The organism is Pandoraea morbifera (assembly GCF_902459575.1).
Taxonomy (GTDB): Bacteria; Pseudomonadota; Gammaproteobacteria; order Burkholderiales; family Burkholderiaceae; genus Pandoraea; species Pandoraea morbifera.
Map to the genome: position 1 here is coordinate 1 of NZ_CABPSD010000020.1, position 18,523 is coordinate 18,523.

The 18,523-nt window shown below is 64.9% G+C and carries 15 protein-coding genes; 10 read left to right on the forward strand and 5 right to left on the reverse strand.

Annotation, left to right across the window (positions count from 1 at the left end; genetic code table 11):
- Positions 1–286 precede the first annotated feature (286 nt).
- Positions 287–1,930: a phospholipase D family protein gene (locus tag PMO31116_RS21785; RefSeq protein WP_150568575.1), complete on the forward strand. Its 1,644-nt coding sequence runs from the start codon at positions 287–289 to the stop codon at positions 1,928–1,930.
- A gap of 34 nt (positions 1,931–1,964) precedes the next feature.
- Here the strand turns inward: PMO31116_RS21785 and PMO31116_RS21790 are convergent, their stop codons facing one another.
- The 3 genes from PMO31116_RS21790 to PMO31116_RS21800 form a co-directional block, all read right to left on the reverse strand.
- Entirely contained in the window at positions 1,965–4,556 is a 2,592-nt protein-coding gene (locus PMO31116_RS21790; protein ID WP_150568532.1) for a TonB-dependent siderophore receptor, read from the reverse strand.
- A gap of 136 nt (positions 4,557–4,692) precedes the next feature.
- Complete coding sequence (locus PMO31116_RS21795; protein WP_150568533.1) at positions 4,693–5,709, reverse strand: FecR domain-containing protein; 1,017 nt, start codon at positions 5,707–5,709, stop codon at positions 4,693–4,695.
- The gene (locus PMO31116_RS21800) at positions 5,706–6,239 is read right to left on the reverse strand and encodes a sigma-70 family RNA polymerase sigma factor (protein WP_150568534.1); all 534 of its coding nucleotides are present in this window, start codon (positions 6,237–6,239) and stop codon (positions 5,706–5,708) included. The genes PMO31116_RS21795 and PMO31116_RS21800 overlap by 4 nt, the downstream gene beginning before the upstream one ends.
- Positions 6,240–6,574: 335 nt before the next feature.
- Between PMO31116_RS21800 and paaA the strand changes: the two genes are divergently transcribed.
- The 8 genes from paaA to PMO31116_RS21840 all read left to right on the forward strand — a co-directional run bounded on the left by paaA (position 6,575) and on the right by PMO31116_RS21840 (position 13,220).
- Positions 6,575–7,582: a 1,2-phenylacetyl-CoA epoxidase subunit PaaA gene (gene paaA, locus PMO31116_RS21805; protein WP_145864717.1), complete on the forward strand. Its 1,008-nt coding sequence runs from the start codon at positions 6,575–6,577 to the stop codon at positions 7,580–7,582.
- A 49-nt stretch (positions 7,583–7,631) separates the two neighbouring features.
- Positions 7,632–7,928, forward strand: coding sequence for a 1,2-phenylacetyl-CoA epoxidase subunit PaaB (gene paaB / locus PMO31116_RS21810; RefSeq protein WP_023598510.1), 297 nt, complete (start codon positions 7,632–7,634; stop codon positions 7,926–7,928).
- 40 nt (positions 7,929–7,968) lie between these two features.
- Positions 7,969–8,772 carry a 1,2-phenylacetyl-CoA epoxidase subunit PaaC gene (gene paaC / locus PMO31116_RS21815; protein WP_150568535.1) on the forward strand — a complete coding sequence of 268 codons (804 nt, stop codon included), beginning with the start codon at positions 7,969–7,971 and terminating at the stop codon, positions 8,770–8,772.
- Positions 8,773–8,806: 34 nt separating this feature from the next.
- A complete protein-coding gene (paaD, locus tag PMO31116_RS21820; protein ID WP_174971684.1) occupies positions 8,807–9,382 on the forward strand; it encodes a 1,2-phenylacetyl-CoA epoxidase subunit PaaD in 576 nt (191 codons plus the stop codon).
- A 103-nt stretch (positions 9,383–9,485) separates the two neighbouring features.
- On the forward strand, positions 9,486–10,574 hold the full coding sequence (paaE, locus tag PMO31116_RS21825; RefSeq protein WP_150568537.1) for a 1,2-phenylacetyl-CoA epoxidase subunit PaaE: 1,089 nt from the start codon (positions 9,486–9,488) through the stop codon (positions 10,572–10,574).
- 252 nt (positions 10,575–10,826) lie between these two features.
- Positions 10,827–11,624: a DUF1835 domain-containing protein gene (locus tag PMO31116_RS21830; RefSeq protein ID WP_150568538.1), complete on the forward strand. Its 798-nt coding sequence runs from the start codon at positions 10,827–10,829 to the stop codon at positions 11,622–11,624.
- Positions 11,625–11,633: 9 nt separating this feature from the next.
- On the forward strand, positions 11,634–12,290 hold the full coding sequence (locus PMO31116_RS21835) for a TetR/AcrR family transcriptional regulator (protein WP_150568539.1): 657 nt from the start codon (positions 11,634–11,636) through the stop codon (positions 12,288–12,290).
- 273 nt (positions 12,291–12,563) lie between these two features.
- Positions 12,564–13,220 carry a GNAT family N-acetyltransferase gene (locus PMO31116_RS21840; protein ID WP_150568540.1) on the forward strand — a complete coding sequence of 219 codons (657 nt, stop codon included), beginning with the start codon at positions 12,564–12,566 and terminating at the stop codon, positions 13,218–13,220.
- A 93-nt stretch (positions 13,221–13,313) separates the two neighbouring features.
- Here the strand turns inward: PMO31116_RS21840 and PMO31116_RS21845 are convergent, their stop codons facing one another.
- Positions 13,314–13,802 carry an Lrp/AsnC family transcriptional regulator gene (locus PMO31116_RS21845; RefSeq protein WP_150568541.1) on the reverse strand — a complete coding sequence of 163 codons (489 nt, stop codon included), beginning with the start codon at positions 13,800–13,802 and terminating at the stop codon, positions 13,314–13,316.
- Between the two features lie 226 nt (positions 13,803–14,028).
- Complete coding sequence (locus tag PMO31116_RS21850) at positions 14,029–14,241, reverse strand: hypothetical protein (protein ID WP_023872528.1); 213 nt, start codon at positions 14,239–14,241, stop codon at positions 14,029–14,031.
- Positions 14,242–14,881: 640 nt separating this feature from the next.
- Here PMO31116_RS21850 and PMO31116_RS21855 point away from each other — a divergent pair.
- Positions 14,882–18,448: an indolepyruvate ferredoxin oxidoreductase family protein gene (locus PMO31116_RS21855; RefSeq protein WP_150568542.1), complete on the forward strand. Its 3,567-nt coding sequence runs from the start codon at positions 14,882–14,884 to the stop codon at positions 18,446–18,448.
- Positions 18,449–18,523 lie beyond the last annotated feature (75 nt).

Sequence of the window (18,523 nt, forward strand, 5' to 3'; positions counted from 1 at the left end):
CGAGAGACGAGATATTAGTGAAAACCCCGAACCCTGGCAAGCCCTTTGTGAAAATATTTTGAAAAGCCATGAAAAAGGGCCCCTCGCGAGCCGGACAAACGCCACGGGACAAGACACACACGGGGGAGGTGCGATCTCTCTGTCCCGGCGTCCCCCAGCGACGCAGCCGGCGAAATCGCATATGCTTCCTGACAGCTTGCCCCTATGGAAAGGCGATATCGACGTCGGCACCGCGCCGCCACGAATCCCCCTCCCCCACTGTCCCTATATATATAGAGCGTCCGAGATGTTTCTTTCGCGCGTCTTCCGCTCGCTCCCGCCGGCTTGCACGAGGCGACTGGCGCCACTGCTGCCGCTCGTGCTCCTCACCGCCGCCTGCAGTACCGTGCGTCCGCCACCTGAGCCCTCTCAGTGGGCGACGCATACCACCGCCGCGACACCTGGCGCGCTCGCCAGCGCATTGGCGCCTGCCGTACGGGCCCATCCTGGCCAGTCTGGCTTCCAATTGCTCGCGACGGGCTCGGCCGCCTTCACCACGCGCCTGGCGCTGGTGCAAGCCGCGCAACACAGTCTCGACGTTCAGTATTACAGCGCCGGGGAAGACATCACCGGCCGGCTATTGCTCCAATCGTTGCTCACCGCGGCCGATCGAGGCGTGCGCGTTCGCATGCTGGTGGATGACATCAATCGCCGCCACACGGACCCTGCCTTCGCCGTCCTGGACCAGCACCGCAACATCGAGATCCGGGTCTTCAATCCGTTCGGCACACGCGACACAACGCTCCTCGAGCGCGCAGGCAACCTGCTGACGCGGTTCGACCAGTTGAATCGCCGCATGCACAACAAGGCGCTGGTGGCAGACAACCAAGTCGCCATCGTCGGCGGACGCAACCTCGGCGACGAATATTTCGACGCCAATCCCGACCTCTCCTTTCGCGACTTCGACCTGCTTTGCGCCGGTCCTGTCGTCGATGCCGTCTCGCGCAGCTTCGACCATTTCTGGACGAGCGCGCAGTCCTACCCGCTAAAGCAGGTACAGTCGAAGATCGATCAGGAGACGCTCGACGCCACACGCGAGGCTCTGGCGCGTCACTGGCACAACGCAGACGCCGTGCCCGCCGGACACCAGGCGCTCCACCAGCCCGCGCTCGCCGATGGCCTGCGCAGTGGCCGCGTGCCACTGTTCTGGGCAAATGCCGAGCTCGCGGCGGACACGCCCGACAAGCTCGACACCCCCGCCGCCGAAACGAAGAGCGCGCCGGGGGCAAGACTCCGCCAGCTCGCAGCCAACGCCCAGCGCGAGGTGCTGATCATCTCCCCGTACTTCGTGCCGATGGACGGCGGCGTCCGTTTTCTGTCGACGCTGTCCGGCCGGGGCGTGAAAGTCCGGGTGCTGACGAACTCGCTCGCGGCGACGGACGTCGTCCCGGTCCATGCCGGATATGCACGCTACCGCCCGGCGCTGCTGCAGGCGGGCATCGAACTGTATGAGTTCAAACCGATCCGCGGAGACGGCGTCGGCGAGCATGCGCCCCGACGCGTGACCTTCGGTGGCTCATCGCGCGCAAGTCTTCATGGCAAGGCCTACGTGATCGACCGGCGCGACGTCGTTCTCGGCTCGTTCAACCTGGACCCGCGCTCGGTCCGCCTGAACACCGAGTTGGCGATCGTGATCCACAGTCCGGAGTTCGCCGAGCGAATGGCAGGCATCTTCGATCAGGCGACGTCGCCGAGCACGAGTTTTCGCGTCGAACTGGCGCCGCCCGACACGACGCCAAAAACGCCCACGCCACCCACCATGCCGGCGCTGCGCTGGGTGGGCGAGGAGAATGGCCGCGCCCGCACGTTCGACGTAGAGCCCTACGCGCCTTTCTGGCGCAATGCGGTGGCCGGCGCCTTCACTCTGCTGCCGAGCGACGATCTGCTCTGACCCTCGCATCGCCGAGCCGATGTCCCCGTGCCCGTCAGAATTCGAAAGCGGCCGAGAGCGTGGCCGAGCGCGCGTCGCCGACCGCAACGAAGTATTGGCTGGCGCTCGACGGGTAATACGTCTTGTTGAACACGTTCTTGACGTTCAACTGATAGTGGACCGGGTGACGCCCGATCTTCGTGTCGTAGGTGGCGAACACGTCGGCCACGAAATACGCGGGCAACGTGAAGCTGTTGGCCGAATCGCCCGGACGCGATCCGACGTAGCGTCCCACGGCACCGAGCCTGAGGTTGCCGCCGCCCTGGCCGAGCACGGCGCCCCAGTCGTACACCGCGGCAAGCGACGCCGTATGACGCGCCGCGTTTGCCAGCGTGTTGCCGGTGTAGAGCGGATCGTCAGTCGTCTTCGCGTCGATGAACGCGTAGCTGGCGATCACGTTCCAGCGCTGCCCGATGCGTCCGGACACATCGAGCTCGACACCGCGCGAGCGCGCCGCCCCCGACGTACGCCAGTCGATACCCTTGGTCGCATCGTTGAACTGCGACACCAGCACGTTGCGCTTGTCGATGTTGAACACGGCCAGCGTGCCGCTCAGCCCGTTGGGGATATCGAGCTTCACCCCGAGTTCGAACGACTTCGCGTGCTCCGGCGCGACGCTCGAGTCGATGACCACGCCCGACGACAACGGCGCGATGGTCGACGTGGGCTTGAGCGACTCCGAATAGCTGCCGTACAACGACACGTCATCGGTCGCCTTGTAGACGACGCCGGCACGCGGCAGCCAGCGGGTATCGGCGATATCCGTGTTCACCCGGAACGGGCGTCCCTTGCCGGCGAGTTGGCTGTAGGTGAGCAGACGCACCCCGCCCACGACGATCCACCGGTCGGTGATGTGGATGGCATCCTGAAAGAACAGCGAGGCGTCGTGCAGTGTGTCGGTCTGGTCGCTGTCGCTGGCCGACACGGTCGTTGGTATGACCTCGCAGCCGTACACCGGATTCAGATACGAGAACGTACACCTGGCCGTCTGACGGATCAGGTCGCGGCGATAGATGCGTCGATACTCCCAATCGCCGCCGAGTTGCAGGTCGTGACGCATGCCGGCCAACCGCACCTTGCCGTCGAGATAGGCAATACCGAAGCTGTCGGTGCTGACCGAGCCGCGTGTGGCGTCGTTGCTGCGGGACACCACCCCGGTGGCCGTATTGATACCGTTCACGCGCAATTGCCCGGCGTCATAGGTTTCCTGGTTGTAGCTGTAGCCGAAGTGGGCTTTCCACTCGGCGTCGAACTGGTGGTCGACGGTGATCTGGGCGAGGTGCGACTGACCGGTCATCTCGTTGTGGACGTCATCCAGCCGTTCGCGTGCGGAGACGGCGAGCGGCTTGTTGGTGGTCGGATCGATGACCGTGCCGCGATCGAAGGGAGTGAGGAAGTTGCGGTACTCGTACGAAAGCACGACCTGCGTGTCGCGCCCGTAGTAGGCGAGCGTCGGCGCGACCAGCGTCTCGCGCTGGGTGCCGAAGGCGCGCCAGTACGACTGGTTGTTCTGCTCGACGACCAGCCGATACGCCAGCCCCGTATCGCCGATGGGACCCGTGGTGTCGAGCGTCTCCTGCGCGCCGAGCCTGCCGTGGCCGAACGTCGTACCCGCCAGGCTCACCGCCGTGAAGGGCTTGAGCAGCGGACGCTTGCTCACCACGTTGATCACGCCGCCCGGGTCCATGATGCCGTAGAGCAGCGACGTGGGCCCCTTGAGCACCTCCACTGAATCGGCGTTGGCATTGAGCCCTCGCCCCTGCACCAGCGGCATGCCGTTGTGCATGATCGAGCCATCCCGGTTGCCTCCGAACCCACGCTTGAGCAACGTGTCCTGCGTGCCGGCCAGCGTATTGCCCTGCACGATGCCGCTCACGTTGACGAGCGCGTCGTCGAGGGTACGCGCACGCTGATCGGCCAGCACTTGCTGCGGCACGACATTGATGGCTTGCGCAATGTCGAGGATGGGGGCGTCGGAGCGCGAGACATTCGCGTCGACGGGCATGCGATACGCGTCCGCCCAGGCCTGCGCCTGCACATGCGTCGCCGGAAGCGCCACGTCCGCCGAGCTGCCGCCCGCGACGATCGCCGCCACAACGGGGGCACCTTGCGGCGTCAGCGCATAGCCCGCACCGTGCGGCGATGCGGTGAGCCCCGTGCCCGCCAGCAGCTGGCCGAACGCACCGGGCACGTCGAAGCGGCCTTGCACGCCGGGACTGTGCCGTCCGGAAGTGAGCGCGGGAGCATACGTGAGGAGAATGCCCGCCTCCCGGCCGAACCGCGCGAGCACGCCGTCGAGGGGGCCGGCCGGGATGGCGTAAGTCCGCGTCTGCGCCGAGGGTGTCGACGCGGCGGCGGGCGCTTGCCCGACCGTCTGTGCGTGCGCGACACCGCTGGCGAGCGTCGTTGCGAAAGTCGCAGCAACGCTTGCGCAACTCACGCGGAGCCGCCATTGCGGGACGCTGACGTCCACGGCAGCTGCGCAACCGCGCGCACCTAGCCGAGAGAGTGCCCGCGTCGCACGTTGGAACCCCGACGGGAACCGGAAGCGCCTAAGGTGGGGGATTTCGGGAGAAGCGACGGCCATGATGAAAAGTCTCGTAGAGGTCTGGTTCAGGCAACGGAGAGAGGGGGTTCACTCCTCTTGTCACGCGAGACCTGCGAAACAGCTCAAACATGTGCCCATTCAGGGAAGAAAAATGCCGAGCGCGCGCGGCGGCATTTCAGCGGCGCGGCCCGACGCTGACCCAATAGCGCGTTACCGACGCCACTGACACGGGTAACGCGTGAGGCAAGACCGCGAGCACGGCGTCGGTATCGCCCAGCGGATAGGTCCCGGACACTCGCAGCGCCGCCACGGCCGGATCGCAGCGCAAGTAGCCACGGCGATAGCGCGACAGTTCGGCGAGGAAGGCATCGAGGCGCATGTCCACGGCGACGAGCATGCCCTCCGTCCACGCACCGTCGCCTGATGTCAGCGGCGTGGCGGGTCTCACGCCGTCGGCGGTGAAGCTCGCCTGTTCGCCCGCACGTACGATGCGTGCGGCGGCGGCACCCGGCGCCCCCGATGGCGCCGACGCTTCCTTGGCCGCCACGCGCACCGCGCCTTCGAACACCTGCACGGTCACGCCGTCGGCCAGCGGCGCTTGTCGCACTGAGAACCGCGTGCCCATCGGCGATAGCGTGCCCAGCGCCGTCGCGACGATGAGCGGGCGCGGCGACACATGAGCGGCGTCCTTGCCGGTGCTCACCATGATTTCACCGTCGACGAGCGTGATGCGCCGCACGCCCCCGGCCATCGTCAGCCGCACGGCGCTGCGGGTATTGAGCACGAGCGTGGTGCCGTCGGCCAGTTGCAGGGTGCGACGCTCGCCCGCTCCGGTACGGACGTCGGCGCGCCACCACTGCACGGCCGGTGGATCGCCGGCGACCCAGGCGCCGGTGCCCACGAACAGCACGCCCACGAGTGCCTTCACCGCCAGGCGGCGACCGCGCGAGCGGGGTGCATTCAACGCTGCCTGCGCCACGGACGCACCGAGCGTGCCGGACATCTGACGCATGCGGCGTTCGGCGTTCTCGATGTGCTGCCAGGCGCGTGCGTGTTCCGGGTGCGCCTCACGCCAGCGCAAGCAGGCCGCGCGAAGCGCGTCGGTGGCGTCGTCGGCATGCAGCGTCACCCACCATTCAACGGCCTGTCGCGCAACCCCGGCATCGAATCCGCCCGCGCGCACCGGCGTCATGAAGCCTCCATCGCAAAGAAGCACTGTGTGCCGGCGCGCACCAGATGACGTTTCACCGTCGCCAGCGAGATGCCGAGTTTGTCGGCGATTTCCCCCTGGGTGAGGCCGTCGAGTTGGGCGAGCAGGAAGGCGCGTTTGACGAGCGGCGGCAGGCCGTCGAGGCACCGATCGATCTCGAGGAGTGTCTCGAGCACCACGGCGCGCTCCTCGGGCGAGGACACGAGCGACTCGGGCTGCTGTGCCAGTGCGTCCAGATACGCGCGCTCGATCTGCTCGCGACGCCAGAAGTTGTAAAGCACCCGCTGGGCTACGGTCGTGATGAATGCGCGCGGCGACGCCAGCCGTCGCGGCGGATCGCGCTCCAGCATGCGCACGAACGTGTCGTGCGCAAGGTCGGCCGCGCGGTGCGAGCAGCCGGTCTTTCGCTGAAGCCAGCCATGCAGCCAGCCGTGATGATCGTTGTAGAGGCCGCGAAGCGTGGTAAGCGTGGTAAGCGTGGTATCGGGCGGCAGCGTGTCGTCGGCGGGCATGCGCCCCTCCTGTCCCGGGCCAGGTGCAGCCGAAAAGGCTCAGGCGGCACAGGCATCGTTTATGCAAATGAGAATCGTTCGCAGTATAGCAAACGACGCTGAGCGAGGCCTGTCGTCTCGCTACCACAGCGATTCGCGTGGCGTAAGCGCGACATAAGGAAGGGCGCCCGCGCGCCGTCCCGCTGGCGACAAGTGCGCAACCATCACCGGATAGAAAGCGCCGGCCGCAACTCGGATGATCGCGCGCGCCATATCATGGAAAACATTTATTGACCGACCGGCCGGTCGGTTTATAATGCGTTCCATATCCCCACATGTCGCGGAGGCCTTCCTTTATGTATACGCAAGCCATCGACCTGGCCGGCAACAGCCCCAAGGGCGTGCGCGCCCTGAGCGAGGCGGAGCAGCAGCAACAAGCCCGCTTCGATGCGCGCATCGCCGCCGATCAGAAGATCGAGCCGCAGGACTACATGCCGGCCGAGTACCGCAAGACGCTCGTGCGCCAGATTTCGCAGCACGCCCATTCGGAAGTCGTCGGCATGCTGCCGGAAGGCAACTGGATCTCGCGCGCGCCGAGCCTGAAGCGCAAGGCCATTCTGCTCGCCAAGGTGCAGGATGAAGCCGGTCACGGTCTGTACCTGTATTCGGCCGCCGAAACGCTCGGCTCGTCGCGCGACGAAATGATCGATGCGCTTCACTCGGGCAAGGCCAAGTACTCCAGCATCTTCAATTACCCGACCCTCACGTGGGCCGATGTCGGCGTGATCGGCTGGCTGGTCGACGGCGCGGCCATCATGAACCAGGTGCCGCTGTGCCGTTGCTCGTACGGCCCCTACGCACGCGCCATGATCCGCGTGTGCAAGGAGGAATCGTTCCACCAGCGCCAGGGCTTCGACGCCCTCCTCGCCATGATGAACGGCACGCAGGCCCAGCGCGACATGGTGCAGGAGGCCGTGAACCGCTGGTGGTGGCCGGTGCTGATGATGTTCGGCCCGAGCGACAAGGACTCGATCCACAGCGCCCAGACCATGAAGTGGGGCATCAAGCGCATCTCGAACGACGATCTGCGCCAGAAATTCGTCGACGCCGCCGTCGAACAGGCCCGTGTGCTCGGCGTGACCTTCCCCGACCCCGATCTGAAGTGGAACGAGGCGCGCAAGGCGCACGACTACGGCGAGATCGACTGGGCCGAATTCTGGCGCGTGGTCGGCGGCGACGGCCCGTGCAACAAGGAACGTGTCGGCACCCGCGTGGCCGCCCACGAAAAAGGCGCCTGGGTACGCGAAGCCGCCCTGGCACACGCCGCAAAGCAGCGCCGCCGCGCCGAGAAGCAGGCCGCGTGAGCGGCTCGCACCCAAGCCACGCAGCCCTCACAAGACATCAGGAACGATCATGACGCAAGCAAGCAACAAGGAATGGCCCCTCTGGGAAGTGTTCGTGCGCAGCAAGATGGGCCTCGAGCACAAGCACAGCGGCAGCCTGCACGCCGCCGACGCCGAGATGGCGCTGCGCATGGCGCGCGACGTCTACACCCGCCGCCAGGAAGGCGTGAGCATCTGGGTCGTGCCGTCGGCCGCCATCACCGCGTCCGCGCCGGAAGACAAGGGCGAGCTGTTCGACCCGGCCGCCGACAAAATCTACCGCCATCCGACCTTCTACCAGCTGCCGGAAGAAGTGAACCACATGTAAGCGGCGGCGCGCCCGCGCGCCCCATGCGAGACCCCAGAACATGAAACCGACGCAGGAACACCTGTCCTACTTGCTGCGCCTCGCCGACAACGCGCTGATCCTCGGTCAGCGCAATGCGGAATGGTGCGGTCACGGCCCCGTGCTGGAAGAAGACATCGCGCTCACCAACCTGAGCCTCGATCTCATCGGTCAGGCACGCATGCTGTATCAGCACGCCGCCAAGATCGAAGCGGAACTCACCGGCATTGCCAAGCAGGAAGACGACTACGCCTTCTGGCGCGACGAGTTCGCCTTCCGCAACTGGACGCTCGTCGAGCTGCCCCATTACGGCCCGACCGCCGGCACCACCGCCGCCGAGCGCGACTACGCCGTGACCATCGTGCGCAACTTCCTCTACTCGGCCCTCATGGTCGAGGTATGGCAGGCGCTGGCCAGCTCGAACGACGCCGAACTCGCCGCCATCGCCGCGAAGTCGGTCAAGGAAGCGCACTACCACCTGCACCACGCGCGCGACTGGCTCGTGCGCTTCGGCGACGGCACAGAGGAATCGCATCGCCGCGCCCAGGCCGCGCTCGATTACCTCGTGCCGTACATGAACGAGATCTTCAAGCGCGACCCGCTCGAGGAAGCCGTGTCCGCCGCCGGTACCGGCGTGGCGATGGCCGAGCTCAAGGACGCCTGGCAAACCACGGTGAACGACGCACTCGCCGAAGCCACGCTCACCGCCCCGGTCGACGGTGCGTTCGAGAGCACGGGCAAGTTCGGCCGTCACTCCGAGCACATGAGCTATCTGCTCGGCGAGATGCAGGGACTGGCACGCCAGCACCCCGGCGCGAACTGGTGAGCCACGCGCGCACATCATGCTGACGGATACGACCATGACCCTGCCACTTACGCCCCCCGTTGCGCCCGACGTGCTGACGCCGGCTTCGGAAGCGTCGCTGGCGCTCGCATGGCAAACGCTCGAATCGGTGCCCGACCCGGAGATCCCGGTCGTCTCGATTCGGGAACTCGGCATTCTGCGCGATGTGCGCGTCGTGACGAACGACACCGGCGACACGGCCTTCGAGATCGTGATCACGCCAACGTACTCGGGCTGCCCGGCGATGCAACAGATCGCCGAGGACATCGAGGCGGCCATGACGCGCGCGGGTCTCGGCCCGTGGCGCATCACGACCGTGCTCGCCCCCGCATGGACGACGGACTGGATCAGCCCCGAAGCGCGCGAAAAACTGCGCGGCTATGGCATCGCCCCCCCCACCGGGGCGCATGCGGTGGCCGCAGACGCCCCGCGCAAGATCACGTTCTACGGCCGTCCGAAAGACGGTGTGCCGTGCCCCCACTGCGGGTCGCACGACACGGAAGTGGTCTCGGCCTTCGGCTCGACCGCCTGCAAGGCACATTACCGTTGTCGCGCTTGCCGAGAGCCGTTCGACTACTTCAAGCCCTACTGATTGACCCGATTGATCCGATTGACCCGACTGATCCCGCTTCGCGCGTAACGATGCCGACACTTCGATTGTCGCCACCCGCACCCGGACGGTAAGGAAGCCCACGATGACGACACCGCAATTCCATTCGCTGACCATTCGCGAAATCCGTCCCGAGACCGCCGACGCCATCTCCATCGCCTTCACGGTGCCCGAGGCGCTGCGCGACGCCTATCGCTTCACGCAAGGCCAATTCCTCACGCTCAAGACCGAGATCGACGGCGAAGAAGCTCGTCGCTCCTACTCTATCTGCGTTGGTGTGCCCGACTATGAGGCCACGGGCGAACTGCGGGTGGGCATCAAACGCGTGCCGGGCGGCAAGTTTTCGAACTTCGCCAACGATCAACTCAAGCCGGGACAGCAAATCGACGTGATGACGCCGGACGGCCGCTTCTTCACGCGTTTGTCCGCCGAGCAGGCCAAGCATTACGTGGGCTTCGCCGGTGGCTCGGGCATCACGCCCATGCTCGCGCTCATCAAGACCACGCTGGCCACCGAGCCGAACAGCCAGTTCACGCTGGTCTACGGCAACCGCTCAGTGCCCGCCATCATGTTCGCCGAAGCCCTCGAGGACCTGAAGAACACGTATCTCGGACGTCTGCGCCTGTATCACGTGCTCTCTGACGAAGCACAGGAGGTCGAGTTGTTCAACGGTCTGCTCGATCAGGAAAAGTGCGCCGCTTTCCTCGAGACACTCATTGCACCGTCGAGCATCGATGAAGCCTTCATCTGCGGTCCCGGCCCGATGATGGATGCGGCCGAGGCCGCGCTGGCCGCCGCGGGCGTTGCCAAGGAAAAGATCCACGTCGAACGCTTCGGCGTGCCCTCGCCCCAAGCCGGCGTGAAGCCGGTCGTGATCACCGACGATACGCCGATGGCCGAGCTGGTCGTGGTGATGGACGGCAAGGAGCGTCGTCTGCGTCAGCCGTACGAGGGTCAGAGCATCCTCGACACCGGCCTGGCCGCCGGCCTGTCGCTGCCGTACGCCTGCAAGGGCGGTGTGTGCTGCACGTGCCGGGCCAAGGTGCTCGAAGGCGAAGTCGCCATGGACAAGAACTACACGCTGGAAGACTACGAAGTTGAGCAAGGCTTCGTGCTGACGTGCCAGGCTCGTCCGCTCACTGAGCGCGTCGTGGTCAGCTACGACGAGCGCTGATCGACGAGGGCGCGGATCGCGGGTGGCCGCGTCCGCGATGCCGCTGTTCCGCGTGACGTGGATTTCCGCGTCGCGCGAACGCGGGGACCCTGCCGGGGCAAGACCTCGGCGACGTCGCAGCTACCGGCGCGAAGTCCGGCCAATGCTCCGGCTCAGCGCGGCGATTGTCTGTTATCGCCTGTCATTGCCTGTTAATGCCGTCATGACGGGCGCGTCAACCCGAGGTTGCGGGAATACCGTAAACTACCGGGCATGAATACCATCCATGTCGTCTGTGGCGATATTGCCGCGCAGCAGTTGCGCGCGGCAATGGCGCTGGCGCACCGCGCCGACCCCGTGCTTGTCCTGCGAGACGACCTGGCCGTCGGTCCGTTGCGCGAGATCGACGAGAACGAGCGTCAGCGCGCGGCGTTTTGGCAGCGGGTGATGCCGACGGCGAACCGGGATTACGCCGGCGAGTTGCGCGAGGAACTGGCGTCGCTGCAGCGCCTGGCCGAAGGCGGCCCCACGGAGAGTGCCGTGGTGTGCTGGCATGGCGACAGTGCGTCGGATCAGCTTGCGCTTCGCCGCGTATCGTTCATGCTGCGAAACACGCCCGCCCGACTCAACGAAATCGTGCTGCGCAGTGCCGATCTGAGCGGCCCGGGCGCGGCGCAAGGCCCTGAGCGGCGCACCAGCGTAGGCATGTACGCCCCGGAAGTGCTCGCCGAACGGTTCGCGCGCATCGCCCCGATCTCGCTGTTGCGCATCGGCCGCCTTTCGCTCGAATGGCGCGCGCTCAAACAAGTGAATACGCAAGTGCGCCGCTGGGTGCACAACACCTTCGAAGGCGCAACGTTCGCGGAGATCGACGACCAGCTCCTTGCCCTGGCGCCCGTTGCCTGGACACCGATGGCGGCCTTTCTCGGCGAGACCATGCCCCGCGTCGAAGGTTTTTTTGCGACCGACAGTTTTCTGCTGTGGCGCTGCCGCGAACTCGGTGCGGCAGGCCGGCTCGCACTGCGCGGCGACACGACAGCCGCCGCCGCGTGCGATCTACGACTGGAGTAACCCCCGTTTATGGCACGTACCAAAGCGCCCGATCACGAATCGCAGCGCGAACAGATTCTCGATGTCGCGGCCGAGGCGTTCGCCCGCGCGAGCTATCCGAGCACCTCGATGTCCGAGCTGGCCGCTGCGTGCGGCACGTCGAAGGCCCGCCTCTATCACTACTACGCGAGCAAGGACGCCATTCTGTTCGATCTGCTCGAGCGCTACACCAAGCGGCTGATGCTGATCGTCACCGAGGTTGAGGCGCTTGGCCAGCGCCGCGGTCTCTCCGAGCGCGACACGTTCCATGAGCTGATTCGCGCCTTCCTCGATGAGTACGAAACGTCGCAGACGCGGCACATCGCGCTGCTCAACGACGTGAAGTTCCTCAACGACGAGCAACGGGAGATCGTGCTGAACCGGCAACGCGATGTGGTGGCCGCCTTCGCGCGTCAGCTCGCGCGCGCCTTCCCCGATCGGGTCGCCAAACACAACCAGACGGCGCTCACGATGATGCTGTTCGGCATGATCAACTGGACGTTCACATGGCTCAAACCGGGTGGACGCATGCGCTACCGCGATTTCGCCAACGAAGTAATCGCCGTGCTCGAACACGGCCTCGCCGCCCCCCTGCCGGATGGCATCGAGGCTGCCATCCCCGCTGCCGTACTGCCCGCGAAAACGTGACGCCGAGGACACACCCGAAATACACCCACACTTAATGTGAGCGCACACTTACAAAAAGGGCGAAAGTTTCGCCCTTTTTTGTTGCCTCGCAACAACCTCTCCTAGGCGAGAGCCACCGCGCAAACCCAGAAAAGACGCCATTCTTCAGCGACTTAGGCATTTCCCTCCAACGGCACCGCACGATTCCTAGGGTTTTTACCTAGCCATTCGGGTATAATTCTTTTGCGTCGCACAATCCAGTCGACGCACGAAAGAATACTCAAGGAATACGCCATGACTGCCCCGAACCACACGCCCGACGTCGCACGCGCGACGGTTGCCGCCAACGAGCGGTCGAGCGTGCTGATTCGTGAGTTGACGTCCGGCGATATCCACCGTCTCCAGCGCCATTTCCTGGCGCTCGGCGAAGAAGACCGCCTGCTGCGCTTCGGCCAGGCCGTCTCCGACGACATCATCACGCGCTACGTTGCCAGCCTCGACTTTGCTCGCGACAGCGTCTTCGGCGTCTACGACGACAATCTGGCGCTCGTCGCCGTCGCCCACGTTGCCCAGTTGCCCGAAGGCAAGAACGGCCGCGTCGCGGAATTCGGTGTCTCGGTACTCGAATCGGCACGCGGACGCGGCATCGGCTCGCGACTTTTCGAGCGGGCGGCCATCCACTGCCGCAACAAGCGCGTCGACACCCTCTACATGCACTGCCTGTCGCGAAACGCCCGCATGATGCGTATCGCAAAGAAGGCTGGCATGCAGATCAATTTCGCGTACGGCGAAGCGGACGGCTATCTGAGCCTGCCTCCGGCCGATACGCAATCGATGCTCTCGGAGATGATGCAGGAACAAGTCGCCGCCTTCGATTACGCGATCAAGCGCCAGCTTCGTAATGCGCGTCGCCTGTTCGGCGCCCTGCTACCGAATCAGCGCGCCGCCTGAACCGCTTATCGCCCGAGTCGACGGCATAAAAAAGAAAACCCGGCCTTATGGCCGGGTTTTTTTGATCGCGTGACAATGACGGGACACGTTTGGTCACGGTAGCGGCAGTGCCGTCGTTTCCTTGAGCTGGTCGAGCACGAAGCTCGTCTTCACATCGACCACGCTCGGGTGCACGAGCAGGTTCGTCTGCATGAAGCGGGAGAAGTGCGCCATGTCCCGCACGTGCACGCGCAGCAGATAATCCATGTCGCCCGCCATCGCGTAACACCCGACGACTTCGGTCCAGGACTCGACCACGTTGCGGAAGTGCTCGATCACCGATCCGCCCTGGCCGTCGCCGGGATGCCGCTTGTCCAGGCGCACGTTCACATACGCGAGTAGCCCGAGGCCGAGACGCGTGGGCTCGAGCAGCGCGACGTACCCGCGAATGACACCGGCTTCCTCGAGCCGGCGGATGCGCCGCAGACACGGGCTCGGCGACAGGCGTACCTGTTCGGCGATCTCGAGATTGGATAGCCGGCCATTGCCTTGCAGCAAGGCCAGAATTCGGCGATCGATCTTGTCGAGTTCCAGTTTTGACACTTCCCCCCCACTATTTTTGTCATATGCGCAATATTATTGCGTAGATTATGAATATTTTGGCAATACCAACCCCCTCACTCCCATTACAAGAGATTACAGAGAAGACGCCGACGCCGGTATCGGGAAAAAAAGAGGAAAAAGAAAGGGCGCCGACCTTGCGAGGCGACGCCCTGATGGGACAGAACGGGCCGCCATGGGCGGCGCGTTCAACGTTGTTCAGGCCGCATCAGCGGCGCTGGAATTCGCGCGGATCGATCGTGCGCTGGTCGAGCGGGCCTTCGTAACGCTGCGGCGTAACGGGGGAACTCACGGTGGAACTCACCGGGGTCGGTTCGGCCGTCTTGTCGCGTGCCAGTTCATCGGCACGGGCGACGCTCACTTCCAGGGTCAGGAACGAAGCGGAAACCAGCAGGAATTTGGCGATGTTTCGTTGATTCACAGTGACTCCTTCTTACGTATCGCTTTATTGCATGCGCACTCGCTGTGCGCGGTGGAACGTACCTGACGGGCTTCGGGACATCGGCAGTGCCGGGATCGAGCGAATCGACAGCGCGTCAGGTAAGGCATTAGGTGGCATTCTGCCTGCTCCGTTCCCCTTCGCCCCGAACCGTTACACGTTGTTACCCATGTGTCGGAAGTCGCTGACAAACGCACGGTTGCCGACATATTCGCGACACATTGGCATCATTTTGAGTGAAATTCCCAAAATCACGAAGCGGTGCAATGCCGCACCTGCCGGTTGTGTGAGGGGGGGCGACGGTCTCGGCCGGCGAGGGTTTACGCCAACCGTATTACGTTTACGTAAACGTCATAATGCGCGTGGTACTGCCCCAAGCGGCAACGTATGCGACGTCACCTTCACCGTCAGGCAATGCCATGACGCCGGTGCTACCATAAGTCCGACTGGCATCAGCATCACGAAAAAAGGCCCCGCCCACCGGGTGGCATCACATGGGTGAGCACTCGGGAAAGCAAAAATACAGAGGCCGGCAATCACCGCTGCCGTCCTGCTTCACGAGAGCGGGGGGGCAAAGAAGTTTTGGCGATCCCAAAATCAGTGAGAGTGAGGAGCACACCCCATGAACGCCCCCGTCAATCCGAGCTTGCTGGCCGCACTGGAATCGGTCACGCTCGACGACAAGTACACGCTCGAGCGCGGTCGCGCTTACATGAGCGGCATTCAGGCCCTGGTTCGACTACCGATGCTGCAGCAGGCGCGCGACGCCGCTGCCGGGCTCAATACCGCAGGTTTCATCTCGGGCTATCGCGGCTCGCCACTGGGCGGTCTGGACCTGTCGCTGTGGAAGGCGAAGCAGCATCTCGCCGGTCATAACATCGTTTTCCAGCCTGGCCTGAACGAAGATCTCGCCGCCACGTCGGTCTGGGGTTCGCAGCAGGTCAATCTGTATCCCGCCAAGTTCGATGGCGTGTTCTCCATGTGGTACGGCAAGGGCCCGGGCGTCGACCGCTCGATGGACGTGTTCAAGCACGGCAACTCGGCCGGCTCGTCCAGGCACGGCGGTGTGCTGGTGCTCGCGGGCGACGACCATGCCGCCAAATCCTCCACCCTCGCCCACCAGTCGGAGCACGTTTTCAAGGCCGCCGGCATCCCCGTGCTGTATCCGTCGAATGTGCAGGAGTATCTCGACTACGGCCTGCACGGCTGGGCGATGAGCCGTTACTCCGGCCTGTGGGTTGCCATGAAATGCGTGACGGACGTGGTCGAATCGTCGGCATCGGTGATGATCGATCCGCACAACGTCGACGTGCGACTGCCTGAAGATTTCATCATGCCGCCCGACGGGCTGAACATCCGCTGGCCCGATCCGCCGCTGGTGCAGGAAGCGCGCATGATCGACTACAAGTGGTACGCCGGCCTGGCCTATGTGCGTGCCAACAAGCTCGACCGCGTGATGATCGACTCGCCCAATGCGCGCTTCGGCATCATGACCGGGGGCAAGGCATACCTCGACGTGTGCCAGGCGCTTGCCGACCTCGGGCTCGACGAAGCCACGTGTCAGCGCATCGGCATTCGTCTTTACAAGGTGGGCTGCGTTTGGCCGCTGGAAGCCCAGGGTGCGCGCGCATTCTCCCAGGGGCTGCAGGAAATCCTGGTGGTCGAGGAGAAGCGTCAGATCCTCGAATACCAGATCAAGGAAGAGTTGTACAACTGGCGCGACGACGTGCGCCCGCGCGTGTACGGCAAGTTCGACGAGAAGGACGGTGCCGGCGGCGAATGGTCGGTGCCGATGGCCAACTGGCTGCTGCCCGCGCACTACGAACTCTCGCCCGCGCTGATCGCCAAGGCCATCGCCACGCGTCTGGAGAAGTTCGAACTGCCGAGCGACGTGCGCGAGCGCATCGCCGCGCGTCTGCGCGTGATCGAAGCCAAGGAACAGGCGCTGGCCAAGCCGCGCGTGGCCGTCGAGCGCAAGCCGTGGTTCTGCTCGGGGTGCCCGCACAACACGTCGACCAACGTGCCCGAGGGTTCGCGTGCGATCGCCGGCATCGGCTGTCATTACATGACCGTGTGGATGGACCGCAAGACCGACACCTTCTCGCAGATGGGTGGCGAGGGCGTGCCCTGGATCGGCCAGGCGCCGTTCTCCTGCGACGAGCACATCTTCGCGAACCTGGGTGACGGCACGTACTTCCACTCCGGCCTGCTGGCAATTCGCGCGGCGATCTCGTCGAAGGTCAACATCACCTACAAGATCCTGTATAACGACGCCGTCGCGATGACTGGCGGGCAGCCGGTCGATGGCACGCTCTCCGTGCCGCAGATCGTGGCACAGGTCGATGCCGAGGGCGCCGCGAAGATCGTGATCGTCACCGACGAGCCCGAGAAGTACGAGGGTGTGAAGCTCGTGGGCGACGTGCCGGTCTATCACCGCAGCGAACTCGACCGCGTGCAGCGCGAGCTGCGCCTGGTCAAGGGCACATCCATCCTGATCTACGATCAGACTTGCGCCACCGAGAAGCGCCGCCGTCGCAAGCGCGGCACGTACCCCGATCCGGCCAAGCGCGTGGTCATCAACGAGGCGGTCTGCGAAGGTTGCGGCGACTGCTCGGTGAAGTCGAACTGCCTGTCGGTCGAACCGCTCGAGACCGAGTTCGGCACCAAACGCCAGATCAACCAGTCGACGTGCAACAAGGACTACTCTTGCGTGAACGGCTTCTGCCCGAGCTTCGTGACGGTCGAGGGCGGTCAGTTGCGCAAGCCCAGGACCGCGCAGGTCGACAGCAGCGGCCTGCCGCCGTTGCCGGAACCGGTGCTGCCGACCATTTCGCGCCCGTACGGCATTCTCGTCACGGGCGTGGGCGGCACGGGCGTGGTCACGATCGGCGGGCTGCTCGGCATGGCCGCGCATCTGGAGAACAAGGGCGTCACCACGCTCGATGTGACCGGTCTCGCGCAAAAGGGCGGCGCCGTGACGAGCCACGTGCAGATCGCGCTGCAACCGGAGGACATTCACGCGACGCGCATTGCCATGGGGGACGCGCGCGTGGTGATCGGGTGCGACGCCATCACCACGGCCAGCGACGACACACTCTCGCGCGTGCAGTACGGCGTGACGAACGTCGTCGTGAACAGCGCGCACACCCCGACCGCGGACTTCATCCGCAACCCCAACTGGCGCTTCCCCGGCTCGAGCACCGAGCACGACATTCGCGCCGCGGCCGGCGACGGCGTGGACTTCGTCGACGCCAATCACCTTGCATTGCGACTGCTCGGCGACACGATCTACACAAACCCGTTCGTACTCGGCTACGCGTGGCAGAAGGGCTGGGTACCGCTGTCCTATGCGGCACTCACGCGCGCCATCGAACTGAACGGCGTGGCCATCGAGAAGAACAAGCAGGCGTTCGAGTGGGGCCGTCGCGCCGCGCATGATCTCGCCGCGGTGCGCAAGCTCGCGCAGCAAGGCGAAACGCCGGAATCGTCGGCAGCCGGCGGCAAGCTGATCACGCTGCACACGCCGCGCGCACTCGACATGCTGATCCAGCGTCGCTACGACCAGCTCGTGGCGTATCAGGATCGCGCCTACGCCGAGCGTTTCAAGCAGATGGTGGACCGTGTTCGCGCGGCGGAGACGCCGCTCACACAGGAGGGCGCGCAGATGCCGCTGACCGAAGCCGTGGCGCGCGGGCTCTACAAGCTCATGGCGTACAAGGACGAGTACGAAGTCGCGCGCCTGTACACCGATCCGGCGTTCATGAAGAAGATCAACGAGCAGTTCGAAGGCGACTTCACGTTGCGCTTCCATCTCGCGCCACCGTCGCTCGCGAAGCACGACGACAAGGGGCACCTCATCAAGCAGACGTATGGCGCCTGGATGATGAAGGCGTTCGGCGTGCTCGCCAAGTTCAAGGGCCTGCGCGGCGGCGCATTCGACATCTTCGGCCGCACCGAGGAACGTCGCATGGAGCGTGCATTGATCGGCGAGTACGAAGCGCTGGTCAATGAACTGGTGTCGCGACTGAACGAGCAGAACCTGACGCTGGCCGTGCAGCTCGCCGAGTTGCCGCAGGAGATTCGCGGGTATGGGCACGTCAAGGCGCAAAACCTTGCCGCCACGCGCATCAAGTGGACGAAGTTGCTCGCGCAGTTCCGCGATGGCGATTCGCATCGCGTGGCCGCATGATGACCGGATTGCGCGACCAGATGTCCTGAGAGGCGCCGGACGCGAATCCGGCAGCCCAATGAAAATCCCGCCGGC

What these genes read in the sequence shown, in the direction of transcription:
- PMO31116_RS21785 (WP_150568575.1), top strand. Translation starts at nt 287, where the DNA reads ATGTTTCTTTCGCGCGTCTTCCGCTCGCTCCCGCCGGCTTGCACGAGG.
- PMO31116_RS21790 (WP_150568532.1), bottom strand. Translation starts at nt 4,556, where the DNA reads ATGGCCGTCGCTTCTCCCGAAATCCCCCACCTTAGGCGCTTCCGGTTC.
- PMO31116_RS21795 (WP_150568533.1), bottom strand. Translation starts at nt 5,709, where the DNA reads ATGACGCCGGTGCGCGCGGGCGGATTCGATGCCGGGGTTGCGCGACAG.
- PMO31116_RS21800 (WP_150568534.1), bottom strand. Translation starts at nt 6,239, where the DNA reads ATGCCCGCCGACGACACGCTGCCGCCCGATACCACGCTTACCACGCTT.
- paaA (WP_145864717.1), top strand. Translation starts at nt 6,575, where the DNA reads ATGTATACGCAAGCCATCGACCTGGCCGGCAACAGCCCCAAGGGCGTG.
- paaB (WP_023598510.1), top strand. Translation starts at nt 7,632, where the DNA reads ATGACGCAAGCAAGCAACAAGGAATGGCCCCTCTGGGAAGTGTTCGTG.
- paaC (WP_150568535.1), top strand. Translation starts at nt 7,969, where the DNA reads ATGAAACCGACGCAGGAACACCTGTCCTACTTGCTGCGCCTCGCCGAC.
- paaD (WP_174971684.1), top strand. Translation starts at nt 8,807, where the DNA reads ATGACCCTGCCACTTACGCCCCCCGTTGCGCCCGACGTGCTGACGCCG.
- paaE (WP_150568537.1), top strand. Translation starts at nt 9,486, where the DNA reads ATGACGACACCGCAATTCCATTCGCTGACCATTCGCGAAATCCGTCCC.
- PMO31116_RS21830 (WP_150568538.1), top strand. Translation starts at nt 10,827, where the DNA reads ATGAATACCATCCATGTCGTCTGTGGCGATATTGCCGCGCAGCAGTTG.
- PMO31116_RS21835 (WP_150568539.1), top strand. Translation starts at nt 11,634, where the DNA reads ATGGCACGTACCAAAGCGCCCGATCACGAATCGCAGCGCGAACAGATT.
- PMO31116_RS21840 (WP_150568540.1), top strand. Translation starts at nt 12,564, where the DNA reads ATGACTGCCCCGAACCACACGCCCGACGTCGCACGCGCGACGGTTGCC.
- PMO31116_RS21855 (WP_150568542.1), top strand. Translation starts at nt 14,882, where the DNA reads ATGAACGCCCCCGTCAATCCGAGCTTGCTGGCCGCACTGGAATCGGTC.